The sequence below is a fragment of the Parabacteroides sp. AF18-52 genome, from assembly GCF_003479145.1.
GTDB classification, from domain to species: domain Bacteria; phylum Bacteroidota; class Bacteroidia; order Bacteroidales; family Tannerellaceae; genus Parabacteroides; species Parabacteroides faecis.
In genome coordinates, this window is record NZ_QUGR01000009.1 from 79,361 (window position 1) to 93,021 (window position 13,661).

Below are 13,661 nucleotides of genomic sequence, written 5' to 3' on the forward strand. Positions count from 1 at the left end.
AACAAAAATCAGAAAGTGAACCCCAGATTCAGATAAAACTGAAGGCTTGTATTCTGATTCGACATGCTGAAATTCGCGCTTAGCGGACCAGCTATACTATTATAAGCATACCCCAGACTTCCTCCCCATACACTTTTCCCTTTCAGCAGATGGAAGAAATCATTGTGATGAAGCGCATAGTTACCGATCAGGGAAATATAGTTATTCCCCGCAATCCGCTGCCGGAAATGCAAGCGGGTTACAACAACCGAATTATCGAATATCTCCATCCGGTTGATCCCGGCAAAAGGCAACTGCTGAGGAACATAACGTCCCTCTGCCTCACCGCCGACCGCATTCAGAAAAGGATACGCCAGATTTCCCCCGATCAGCACACGTCCGTACAGAGAAGGGAGAACGCTGAAATGAGCAGTAACAGGAATGACGGAAGTAAAATTCAACCCGATAGCCGAGAAAGGAGCGTGTCCGTTATAATTGACAAAGTTATCCGTATATACAGAATAATCGGCTTTCAGGGAAACACCTTTCGTCGGAAAATACCGCCGGTCGAGTGTCTCCAGATGAGCCATCGCAAAATAACTGATAAATCCCTCCGGCTTTACTTCAAATTGGTTGTTATCCCCCGTATACAGGAAAGAATTATAATCGTAATATTCATAACGTAACCCCAGTTTGAATTTGAAATTCAACCAGTTCATATCCGAATAGCCGAATTCGGCAAAATGATGGGTGTAACTGGTATTAAACGTTTTATGCCCTTTCCTGTAAATATCCAGGTCCTGATAAGTGAACTGGTAAGCCAGGTTCAGGTTACGTAACGGATTCCTTTCGATGGCATAATCCAGACGGGCATACGAGGTTTTTCCCCCGACACGCCCGGTAAATCCCAACTTGGAATGGTTACGTGCCCGGTAATCGAAAGTCGCATTCACCAATACACCGATGATCTCTTCCGAATCGAAACGCAGGCCAAGATTCACGGAACTAACCGATTTCTTTTGTGCCGTCAGTACCAGATCCTGCTGTTGCTCTCCCGTCAACATATAATTCACATTGGAGTAAGCATTGGAACCGATCAGCACAGACATCGCATGGTGAAGTTCCTTCAACGTGATCCGGCTGTTCTCACGCAAGCCACTGATCTTCATCAGCCACTTCTCATCTCTCGGATCCGTGCCGGTAAAAGAAATAGTACGGATATAAAAGCTATCGGTAGGCAACGCCGGATAGGACTTCCGGAAATGCCCGTGTTCTTCCGGACGGAAATCTTCTGCTATCCCGATCTTCTCTTTCAATGCGATGATCTCGTCCCAATGGGCATAAGCCTCCTGTTCTCCACGCCTGATCAGGGTATCCAACGCAACCGTAGTGAAACTGGCAGCATTATAAGATGTCATATTCGGACGGAGTAACAGGTCTGTCTGCTCCTTGTTCTTCGCATATTTTTCATATCCATGCAGGGCGATGATCTGCCCTACCACATCACCGGGCGTATTCAGGGCTTCCAGCTTCTTCAAATCGCTGGTTCCCAGATCCACACCGATAATGATATCGGCTCCCATCTGCCGGGCGACATCAACCGGAAAGTTGTCATTGAGTCCGCCGTCTATCAAGACCATACTATCCAGGCGGACAGGAGCGAACACAGCCGGTATCGCCATACTGGCACGCATTGCCAACGGCAGGCTACCTTTACGGAACACATAATCCTTCCCGTCGACAGCATCCACCGCGACACAGGCAAAAGGAATATTGAACTTCTGGAAATCGACGGAATCATGATAACCGATTGTCAGATTGGAAAACAGATTCATCAGGTTTTGCCCTTTGATCATTCCCTGGATGACACGGTCTTTCTTTTCTTTTCCGAAAGGCAGGGATAGAATATACCGTTCGGAATTTTCTTTTTCCGGAAAAGTCAGGCTATTCCGTTTGATACGGTCGCTGAGCAGCATTGTCCAATCCTGCTCCAACACCATTGTATCTATTTCAGCCGGAGTATATCCGATAGAATATAATCCTCCGACAATAGCTCCCATACTGGTACCCGCCACGTAATCGATCGGAATACCAGCTTCCTCCAACACTTTCAACACGCCTATATGAGCTACTCCTTTTGCTCCTCCGCCACCAAGCACAACCCCGACTTTCTTCCGTTGGGCCGCTAAAGATGGCAAAACAGCCAGCACCATCAGCAAAAAGCATAGTAACTTTTTCATCTCCACTCTATTTATGACAAATGTAATCGGTTTATATCAAAGATGCAAACAAATCACTTCAAAGCCGATAAGTACATAAAAATAGTAAATAAGCCATTATCCTCTCCGATAAATGTACTACTTTTGAACCAGTATTCTCACTATAGAAAAACACTCAATATGCAAAAAAGTACATTATGCCTGTTACTATGCTGCTTTACCCTACAAAGTCATGCGATAGTAGAGCCATTGAAAGGCTACCAGTATGCCACAGAACAAGCGCCAAAAGGGAATGAATGGGAATCGCCCGAAAACATTGCGCTGAACAAAGAACAACCCCATGCCTATTTCTTCTCTTTCCAGGATCAGGAAAGCGCCCGGAAAGTACTACCGGAAAACAGTACTTACTGGCAATCGCTGAACGGAGACTGGAAATTCAACTGGGTACCGACTCCCGAAGAACGTCCGAAAGATTTCTACCAGACGAACTTCGACGTATCGGGTTGGGATAATATCCCCGTACCGTCGAGCTGGAATATCGTCGGTCTTCAGAAAGACGGGACACAGAAATACGGGACACCTATCTATGTGAACCAGCCCGTTATCTTCCAGCATAAAGTGGCAGTCGACGATTGGCGCGGCGGTGTGATGCGTACGCCGCCCGAAAACTGGACGACTTTCAAACACCGTAACGAAGTAGGTTCCTATCGCCGCGAGTTCACTATTCCCAAAGACTGGGAAGGAAAAGAAGTCTTTATCAACTTCGACGGAGTGGATTCTTTCTTCTATCTCTGGATAAACGGCCACTATGTAGGTTTCTCCAAAAACTCACGCAATACGGCCAGCTTCAATATCACTCCCCACTTGGTAAAAGGGACGAATATAGTGGCAGCCGAGGTCTATCGCTGTTCGGACGGTTCGTTCCTGGAAGCACAGGATATGTTCCGCCTGCCGGGTATTTACCGCAATGTTTCGTTGACTGCCGTTCCTCAACTGCATGTCCGCGACCTGGTCGCTACTCCCGACCTGAATGCGACTTACACAGACGGTTCGCTGACCATCTGCGCCGATATCCGCAATCTGGGGAAAAAGGCGGCCAAAGATTATTCACTGACCTACTCGCTATATGCCAACAAACTATATTCCGATGAGAATACAAAAGTAGAAAATGTAACGGCATCTGTTCCCGTCCCTGTACTGGCAGCCGGACAGGAAATCGGGACCGAAGCTGTTTTGAATATACAAAACCCGAATAAATGGTCTGCAGAACAGCCATACCGCTATACATTGGTCGGAGAACTGAAAGACAAAAAAGGCCGTACGATAGAAACCTTCTCCACGATTGTCGGCTTCCGCAAAGTAGAGATCAAAGACACGCCTGCTTCGGAAGATGAATTCGGGTTGGCAGGACGTTACTACTATGTAAACGGCAAAACGGTTAAACTGAAAGGTGTCAACCGTCACGAAAGTAATCCGGCAGTAGGCCACGCCATCACCCGTAAAATGATGGAAGATGAAGTCATGCTGATGAAACGTGCCAATATCAACCATGTCCGCAACTCCCACTATCCGGATGATCCGTACTGGTATTATCTGTGTAATAAATACGGGCTCTACCTGGAAGATGAAGCAAACATCGAATCGCACGAATACTATTATGGTGCCGCCTCTCTGTCTCATCCGAAAGAATGGAGGGATGCACATGTGGCCCGTGTATTGGAAATGGTACATGCCAATATCAACAACCCGTCTATTGTGATCTGGTCATTAGGAAATGAAGCCGGTCCGGGACCGAATTTTGTAGAAGCTTACAACGCACTGAAGAAAGTAGACCTGTCCCGTCCCGTCCAGTATGAACGAAATAATGATATCGTAGACATGGGCTCCAATCAATACCCTTCCATCTCATGGGTACGCGGTGCCGTGAAAGGCGATTATGATATCAAATATCCGTTCCACATCTCTGAATACGCCCACTCGATGGGAAATGCCTGCGGTAACCTGATCGACTATTGGGATGCCATGGAATCGACCAATTTCTTCTGCGGCGGCGCTATCTGGGACTGGGTAGACCAGTCTCTCTATAACTACACTCCGGATGGCAAACGTTATCTGGCTTACGGAGGTGACTTCGGTGATACGCCGAACGACGGGCAGTTCGTAATGAACGGTATCGTATTCGGCGACCTGGAGCCGAAACCGCAATATTATGAAGTAAAGAAAGTATACCAGCATATCGGTGTATCGGAAGTCAATACGGAAAAAGGTCTTTTCGAGATATTCAACAAATACTATTTCAACGACTTATCCGGCTACGATGTCAAATGGTCGCTTTATGAAAACGGCAAAGAAGTGGAAAACGGTTCACTGAATCCGGGCAAAGTGGCACCACGTACCCGCGTACAGGTTTCCGTACCTTATACATACAGTAAATTGAAGGCCGACAACGAATATTTCGTCAAAATCCAATTCCTGTTGAACGACAATACACCATGGGCTCCAAAAGGCTACGTAATGGCGGAAGAACAACTCCCGGTAAAAGCAGCAACAGGTAAACCCGCGATCAGCGAAGTGGCGAATGCCTCTGCCGGAGAACCGGTTATCGAGATACAGGCCGACCATCGCCTCACAATCAAAGGAGATAACTTCGTCGCCAAATTCGACAATGAAACGGGAACGATCTACAGCCTGAACTATGGAGGCGAAACCATTATCACCGACGGTAACGGTCCGAAACTGGATGCTTTCCGTGCCTTCACCAACAACGACAATTGGTTCTACGGAAGCTGGTTTGAAGCCGGACTGCACAATCTGAAACATAAAGCGACTTCCTTCAAAATGATCAAGAGGAAAGACGGTGCTGTCGCATTGTTCTATACCGTTGAGTCGCAAGCTCCTAATGCAGCCAAGATATTAGGCGGGACATCGAGCGGTAAAAATAAAGTAGAAGAACTGACCGACAAAGTATTCGGTGAAGACGACTTCAAATTCACTACCGACCAGGTATGGACGATCTACCGCGACGGCTCCATCGAATTGCAGGCAAGCATTACTTCCAACAACCCGAGTCTGGTTCTGCCGCGTCTGGGGTATGTGATGAGAGTTCCTCAACGTTACGAAAACTACACCTATTACGGACGAGGTCCCGTTGAAAACTACGCCGACCGCAAAGCCGGACAGTTCATCGAAACATACCGTTCGACTGTAGCCGATCAGTTCGTAAACTTCCCGAAACCCCAGGATATGGGTAATCACGAAGATGTACGCTGGTGTGCACTGACCGACAAGGCAGGTAAGGGAGCCATCTTTGTAGCAACCGACCGTCTCTCTACTTCGGCATTACAATACACAGCACTCGACCTGACATTGGCAGGACATCCGTATCAATTACCAAAAGCCGGTGATACGTATCTGCATCTCGACCTGGCCGTTACAGGTCTGGGAGGCAACAGTTGCGGTCAGGGCGGCCCACTGATCCATGACCGTGTGTTTGCCGGACAAAACAATATCGGTTTCATCATCCGTCCGGCTTCACCGGATTTGTCGGCTGCAGCACAGGTATCGGCTGCCGGCGACATTCCTTTCTCCATTACCCGCAGCCGTACAGGGTTGGTTGAATTGTCGTCTATCGACAAAGAGGCTGTTTTCTGCTACACAATCAATAAGGATAAGAAAGCAAAAGAATATACCGAAGCAATTCCTATGCGGGAAGGCGGAACGATCACAGCCTGGCTGAAGAATAACCCGGAGATTAAGTCGGTGAAGACTTTCAACAAACTGGAAAGTATTCAGACGGAAGTGATTTATGCCAGCAGTGAAGAAGTGGGTGAAGGGGATGCCAAGCATTTGGTAGACGGCGATCCGAACACGATCTGGCACAGTATGTATTCTGTTACCGTTGCAAAATATCCGCACTGGGTAGATCTGGACGCCGGTGAAGAGAAGGCTTTCAAAGGCTTTATCTATATGCCGCGCAAAGACAGCAACAATGGCAATATCAAAGAATATTCCATTCAGGTAAGCCAGGACGGCAAGAACTGGGGGGAACCTGTTAGCAAAGGCATATTCGCCAATAACCGGGATGAAAAGAAAGTCCTCTTTGACAAACCGGTAAAAGGACGTTATATCCGTTTCACAGCATTAAGCTCACAAAACGGACAGGATTTTGCCACAGGGGCAGAACTTACGATCCTGAGTGAATAAGAGAATAGAACGATACTTTCCTTTATATATTAATAGCGAAAGCCCCGGCAGTAATTCCGCCGGGGCTTTGTTTTTACCTGTCATATTGATAGAAGTAGTAAAGTCATACTTACCGACAGTAGTCAGGTTAGCCACTTTAACTGCTGTAGGATCAGCATTTCCTGTTTTTGTTATACTCACTACATTATATACACCGACCGTAGCTGTTGTATCCAACAAGCATGTAAAGCCTTCTTTTGTTTCACGGTTTGTGAAAGTAATCTCGTTTGTTTCCGTATTTACTTCAGAAATAACAAACTGATACTGAGGAGTAGACAGGTTGACTACAGCTGTACCCTGTGCAAGGAATTCGAAATTACTCAAACCACTAGCAGCTGCAGAAATACCGGCACCCAGATATTTACCCAGTTCTCCTTCAGCCTTTCCGCTATCTGTGCCTGCGCTTATACTATATAACATAATCCTCCCATATAAAATGGTAGATACACTTATACGTAGTCAGCGCAAGCATTTACTGTCCATTACTCCGGTGTGTTTAAAATTTGCTAGATTTTATGTTAGGAATAATCTTCGTAAAATGCTTACAATATGTAATTGAAACTGTTCATTGCGAGCCGCTGCCCACTACGGAATCGTTGCAAGGGTAAAGAGGTTTTCCGAATCAACAAGAAAAACAGTCATAATTTTCCGAAATAAGAGGATTATAAACAAAACAACACTATTTACGCAACAAATGCCTCTGTTTGGGGGATAAACACGATGTGGCGCACGACAGGCTATAAGATGGAAGTCTTCAGGTTTGGTCTCAGTGAATGACGCTCATCTCTGAAATGTCGGATATTGTGACCTGGAACTTATCCATCGAAGTGAGCAAAAAGCTATTAGCGACCGCAGATTTATTTTATCTGTCACAACTACCACTTTGCAGGCTTACTACCTGTTTATCATATCCTGACAGAAAGAGGACCGCCTTCATAAAACTAAGGTTTTTTTCTAAATTGGTACATTGACTCATTATTGGACTGCGAAGCCTACCTGTCAACTGTCACTTGTCAACTGAAAAAGGTTTCACCTTTTTCTATAACTTCTCTATTTCCTCTGCCGACAATCCCGTACAGCCGGCAATGTTGGCAACTGCCATCCCCATACGTTTCATATTGGTTGCGGCTTGGCGTAAAGCTTCCGCTTTCCCTTCAGCAAGTCCTTCTGCTTTCCCCTCAGCAAGACCTTCTATTTTTCCTTTAGCTTCCCCTTCGGCCAGCCCTTCGATCCGGCCTTCCCATTTGGCGGTGTCGAGCACATCGTTCTGGATCATGATCGCGTTCAGATGTTCATCGTAGGCATGTCGTTCAACCGCAGACATGGAGTAGTATTTCAATTTCTCGCGGGCTTCACGAAGACCCGGAGCTGTCGTATCCGGGCGGATCGTACCGTCTTTCAGATATTCGATCCATTCGTCAAGCGGCGTCATGGCTATTTTATCGAACTCGTTCACGCGAACCAAGATGTATTCGGGGAAGATCTCCGCCGGCAGGCGGGTGATCACAGCATCACGGTCGCGGGTGTTAATTCGCAGGCGGTCGCCGGTATGTACTCCCGTGAAATGGTTTTGCCCGTGGTAGATATAATCCGTCCCCACACCCAGGTCGAAATAGAGGATGCTGATGGAGTAGACTTTCTTTACATTCTGATAGCCTTCGCCCAGCGAGATATGTTCGGTAATGGCTTTGGCTACACCGTAGAGGATGCGTTCGAGATAATGTACTTCGCGGGTGTTCTGTATTTCAACGATGATGATCTCGCCTTTACTGTTCTTGGCCTTGATGTCGACACGGTTAAATTTGTCGTCGGCACTCTCCCGGTTGCCTTCGCTTTCGAGGATTTCAAGGATCTTGACCTCTTCACGCAGCATGACGGTAAGGAAACCCTCGAGCACACCGAAGTTGGCCTTCTGGCGCAACAGGCGCTTCACTGCCCAATCGAAGCGGATATACCGGTCTTGCAACTCTTGTCGTTCATTCTCTGCCATAGCTTTAGGATCTAATTCTCTCATAATTAAGTGTTTTATGTTAATAGCTCTACAAATATACGTATTATTCATGTACAACGAGAAATAATAAGGGATAATCTTATTAATAATTTGCCAATATACCAATGTGCCAACGGAGAATGCAAGATATCTATCAGCATGACAGAAGGCGGCAATCCGAAAGATAATGCCGTTGCTGAACGGGTGAACAATACAATAAAGAACGCTTCTTAGAGGTATGGTATTTACTCAGATATCGGAGGTAAAGTTTGCCGTAAAACTGCCATAAAGTTCTATAACCATGAACGCCCCATTGGAGTTTGGACGGTGGTATGACTCCTTACCAAGCGGCCGGACGCAAAGGGGAACTCAATAAAAGATGGGTGAGCTACAGGGATAAGGCGATAAAAAAGCTGAATACGATAAGTCAGACAGGATAAAACCAAGCCCGAAGGAAAGAAGCATGGCAAACCTCAGCGGTGTTTTTTTCATAATTCTTTTAGAGATAATTGGGAGCTTGATTATTTTTGTCGAATAATAAAGTCTACCCAATTCATCTATAAGAATAAAAAGGGTCAACCTGGAGTAGTATTAAGTACAAACCGAGTCTACCTGTATTATACATAAGACACCAAGTGGTCAACTAAAATCGTTAAACGACACGAACAAAAAGTTTCGTAGGGACAAAACAATAGTTTCCTGCCTACGAAACTTTTGTTTCCTACTTGGAAAACTAAAGTTTTTCAGGCAGAAAAACTGGCACCTCCTGAAGAGACTTTTCCCATTTCTACGACTTTCCTAAGGAATGGGAGCAAAAATAACACAAAAAGATGGTAGATACAAGTAAAAAGTGATAGGTGTTTTTACATCTACCACCACTCATATATTAATTGATTTATAAGCCATATAAAGATATATGGCAGATATGGTAGATGTTTTTGAAAAATAGAATATCGAAACCGAAATAAAAACGGGGCAATGGGATAAGAGTTCAATCTTCATCATCTCACTCAATAATCAGATCAAACCATATGTACTCTTTCATATCGAACACGTTATGCCATTCCTTCGGTGACCGTTTAGCATTACGGACATCACAATAGCTGCCGCCCTGCCTTAACTCACCGTCAACCATAGTCTCATATAAAGCACCACTCGTATATCCGATAAGAGGGATTGTATCCTTAGAGAAATAAGGGACAGCAGAATATGTTTCCAATAAGATACTGTGTAAGACATCCTCCACTTCCACTCTTTCCTCTACTATTTTTTCCCCTTCAATAGTAAAACGTACTTCGTGTGCATGAAGCGGTTCGGCTTCAATACGAATCGACAACACCGTATCCTCAATCACAAAGGGTTGTCCATTTAATATTTTATAGGAAACAACCCCATCCCTGTAGTGTGCCATCCGAATATTATACGCCAGTCCTTGTAATTCGCCGGATAACTTTATTTTTTGAATACTTGCCGGAGATTCTGTCTCTTCATAATGAAGACGAACCGGAAACGATTGTTTGTTGTCACAACCAATCATTAACAGAAATAATACGATCAATTGAAAATATTTTACCATCTCACTTCAAATAAACAATCATCAATACCGGATTATCATCCTCCTTCAGATTTTTCAATTGTTCATATTCAAGAATAGAAGGATCTTCTTCCGCCAATTCCAGTACTTCGGATGCTTCCAGATAATAAAGCAATACATCATCTGCCATGCGCGTTTCCGGATAAAAAGGCAAACTGCCTTGCATATCATTCTTGATCCGGTTGTTTTTCACCTTATAGCAAGTTCTTTTCTTCTTATCATACAGAGCCAGACGAGGCGACTCATCTTTGTTAGTAACGTCCCAGGAGGTATAGGGGAGAAACACCCATTGGGAAGTTTCGTGGAAATCCGGCCGCAGATAGGCTTGTGCAGGCTCAGAATAGGCTTGCCAGTTTCCCTCCAAAATCTCAAAACGTCTTTCTTTCGGTATCTTATACTTTCCCAAATCGAGAATGTAGCGAGGCTGAAGTTGCTCCGAAGTAACCGTAAAGACCGTATCATTATAATATTCTTTACAACAGGCTTCTTCCTTAAAAGAATAAACATAACGGTCATAGCGTCCCCACAAATAATAATTCAACCCATTGGCAATCGTAAACTGATCGTATTGAGGGTAAGTTTTCAATGTCTCTCCCTGCCGGTTAACCAGAACAAGCCGATCTTTCTTCTGACCTGTATTATTATAGAAGTAGCCGACATACGTACTATCTCCCAACAAGGTAAACTGCCAGCAGAAAGGCATTTTAGACTCCCCTGCATAGTTGCCGTCTACTGTATAGGTAAGAATCCTTCCATTATCCATTATATAAATCTGTTTCAGTCTGTCGTTAGCCGCTATAAATCGGATTATGCTATATTCACCTGGTCCTTGCCCCCGTTTGACTACCGAGCGGACAAACTTACCGTCATCTGTAAATTGCAATAGTCCTTCGCTGCACGGAATGAACAGATTATGATCCACCATCTGTATCATTCCTTGGGATACTTTGGCCACCAAACATTCGGGTTTCGTTTCCAACGGAACAATCTTTACCTTTTCGGCAATTTCACTCAACAAGACTTCCTGCTCCGTCTCAATACCTTTCACAAAAGAAATCGTTACCGGATATTCCGGATCAAATACTGTTTCCGAAAGGGCTTCTTCACCGGATTTCTTTCCTCCACAAGCCGCAAGGAGCAGACTAGCAGAAAATATAAAAGATATATAGATCTTATTCATAACCGTATCTGATTGATTATCCCGCTTATTTCGATAGTAATTCATTGATAACGCCAATAATCTCCTCGTCCGTTGTATCTGCACTATACCCCTGTATGACTTTTCTGATTATCCGCTGACCATCGAGGATGAAAAAAAAAGGGACTGCCCTTCCGGTTTGAAAAGCCTCGACGACATCATCGTTGGCAGCTAAAAAAGTATACCCTATTTTATGCCTGCCGACATAATTCTGAAGGGCATGTCCTTTCCGCACCCATGTTTCTATGGCAACCACTTCGACATCTTCCGTATTATAATCCTTTTTCAACTTATTCAGAAAAGGGATGGATGCCATGCACGGTCCACAACCGATTCCCGTCAACTGAATGACCAACACTTTGCTTTTGTCATAATCAGACAACGAGACTGTCTTCTCATTAGCGTCTTTCAATACCCAATCCGGAGCTTTCTTACCAACGAGATCCGACTTTCGCGTCGTATCCCTCACTTCCCCATATCGCCTAATCTCATAACCTTCCGGGAAATAGCTGAACAGGTCGAAATCGGAAATCGAGATCTTGTTTAGTTCCGCATCCACACAGTCTGAAGAAGAAATGCTATGCGACATTTCCCGCCGATATTTATAAGGTAAGTCATCTGATTTACCGATCCATAGCTCATAGACAGAAGTAGGATCTCCAAAATCGAACGGAGGCTTGGGAATATAATAAGCCTTTCCGAAGAACTCGACCTGCCTGTCCTCATGGATAACCAGTTTCAAATAACGGTAATCGTCGAACTCTTTCAAATCGGTCGAGATACTATCGGTCGTCTCCAGGATATAGTTAACAATACTTTTGGTATAATTAAAAAACGGAGGTGATACGAGTCTGAATGGCAAATCCCTATGCGTAAAATCATCGATCATGATCCCTTTCTTGTCATGATAGGTGGTTACATTCACTTCACCATTATAGCCAAATTCGAAACGGGTAGTGTCCGTTCCTTTCAATATAACGAAACTACTTCCGATAGTAGTATCTTTCGGATTTGTATATTCTTTACAGAATAGACGCTCTGCCACTACCGGAATGGTATCACCCGGTTCCCACGCCTTCACATCTTCATAATAAGTTGCCGAACTTACCTCATCCAGTTTTTCCAACACCTTTTTCAGGTACTCCGCCGTACCCGTGTCCAGCTTTTTCTTTTGCCCCATGCAGGGAATACAAAAGATAAGAGCGAGCAGTAATATACTCGTCATCCGAATCTGTTTACCCATATTCATATTGTTCTTCTTATTTCAATTGAGCGACTACCAACACCTGATTATCATCTTCTACCAGATCAGGCAGGAGTTTTTCCAGAGAGCCTTTGGCATCAGCCGGTTTTACTTTCTCCAGAAGAATGGAGGCTGACAACACGGCAATCATCTTATTATTCCTGATAAAACGGGGAAAGATAGCACAACCGCCTTCCATATCCTCGGTAAAGCCATCCCATTGGGCTTTCGGGGAACGGACACGGCAAAGGGTTCCATTTTCTTTGTCATACCAGGCAAAACGACGTTCATTTTCCTGAGCATACTCGATTCCCATTCCATGATCCGTCTCCACGATATTGAAGAAATTGAACTTCTTCTCAGCAGCTTTATTGGGGAGGTTGGTTCCCGTATTCGCTTTCTTGTCAACAACGATGACGGCATCACTCTCGCCCGACAATTTCTCATATTGGGAAAGATCCAGTTTATAAACCGGGATTCTTTTCTTCCCTTCCAAACGAAAGATGGTCGTCTCCAAAGGATTCTTATAATAAGTACTTCCCTGATGGTCGTAGAGAATGCCATACGTGAAGATAATTCCCGGATAACGGATTCCCTCTTCCGGTCTGAAGTGGAAGCTATACAATTCCTTTCCTTTGGTATTATATACGAACAGTTCTTTTCCCCTTTTATCCTTCGAGTAGAGGTATTCATTGGTTACTCCGAACAGATTACCGGTTTTATCCCTATAAGTAGTCATCGAGCCGCGTTGTGTCTCAATATCATACAAATATTTACCGTCAAAAGAATAAACCAGTACCTTTCCTTTTCTGAAATCGGACATAAAGATCTGCTTCGCATCTTCATCGTAAGTGACAGCCATGATGGACTGGGTATATTCCCCCGGACCTTCCCCCGCCTTTCCTATCTTACGGACAAATTTACCTTCCGGCGTAAACTGGAACAGATTAACATAATCGCAGACAAACAGATAATCAGCAGTAAAGGTCACATCCAGAATATCTTTATCCAGCAATGACTCCGTAGTCGTTTCCAACGGGATGTATCTCACACCGGAGGCTACATCACTCAAGTTTAGCTCTTTCTGCTTATTTACACCATCCGCAAAAGCGATATTCTTTTGTGCCATAAGCGGCATATAGAATGCCAATACGAGCAACCATACTCCTGTGATTCTGATACTTTTTCCCATATCC

At 44.7% G+C, this 13,661-nt stretch carries 8 protein-coding genes; 1 reads left to right on the forward strand and 7 read right to left on the reverse strand.

Features of this window, described 5'->3' with window-relative positions; all coding sequences use genetic code 11:
• Nucleotides 1-8: 8 nt before the first annotated feature.
• Nucleotides 9-2,219, reverse strand: a complete 2,211-nt coding sequence (locus DWX23_RS15630) for a patatin-like phospholipase family protein (protein WP_122351965.1) — start codon at nt 2,217-2,219, stop codon at nt 9-11.
• 159 nt (nt 2,220-2,378) lie between these two features.
• Here DWX23_RS15630 and DWX23_RS15635 point away from each other — a divergent pair, with 159 nt between their 5' ends.
• Entirely contained in the window at nt 2,379-6,401 is a 4,023-nt protein-coding gene (locus DWX23_RS15635; protein WP_122375157.1) for a glycoside hydrolase family 2 TIM barrel-domain containing protein, read from the forward strand.
• Here the strand turns inward: DWX23_RS15635 and DWX23_RS15640 are convergent.
• The 6 genes from DWX23_RS15640 to DWX23_RS15665 form a co-directional block, all read right to left on the reverse strand.
• Nucleotides 6,345-6,860: a hypothetical protein gene (locus DWX23_RS15640; protein WP_122375158.1), complete on the reverse strand. Its 516-nt coding sequence runs from the start codon at nt 6,858-6,860 to the stop codon at nt 6,345-6,347. The two genes, DWX23_RS15635 and DWX23_RS15640, sit on opposite strands and share 57 nt — an antisense overlap.
• A 619-nt stretch (nt 6,861-7,479) precedes the next feature.
• Nucleotides 7,480-8,454, reverse strand: a complete 975-nt coding sequence (locus DWX23_RS15645) for an Rpn family recombination-promoting nuclease/putative transposase (RefSeq protein ID WP_122375159.1) — start codon at nt 8,452-8,454, stop codon at nt 7,480-7,482.
• A gap of 982 nt (nt 8,455-9,436) precedes the next feature.
• Nucleotides 9,437-10,006 carry a hypothetical protein gene (locus DWX23_RS15650; RefSeq protein WP_122375160.1) on the reverse strand — a complete coding sequence of 190 codons (570 nt, stop codon included), beginning with the start codon at nt 10,004-10,006 and terminating at the stop codon, nt 9,437-9,439.
• Nucleotide 10,007: 1 nt separating this feature from the next.
• A complete protein-coding gene (locus DWX23_RS15655; protein ID WP_122375238.1) occupies nt 10,008-11,204 on the reverse strand; it encodes a 6-bladed beta-propeller in 1,197 nt (398 codons plus the stop codon).
• 25 nt (nt 11,205-11,229) lie between these two features.
• Complete coding sequence (locus tag DWX23_RS15660; protein WP_122375239.1) at nt 11,230-12,447, reverse strand: TlpA disulfide reductase family protein; 1,218 nt, start codon at nt 12,445-12,447, stop codon at nt 11,230-11,232.
• A gap of 34 nt (nt 12,448-12,481) precedes the next feature.
• Nucleotides 12,482-13,657 (reverse strand): 6-bladed beta-propeller, encoded by a 1,176-nt coding sequence (locus DWX23_RS15665; RefSeq protein WP_122351967.1) that lies wholly within the window; start codon nt 13,655-13,657, stop codon nt 12,482-12,484.
• Nucleotides 13,658-13,661: the final 4 nt, after the last annotated feature.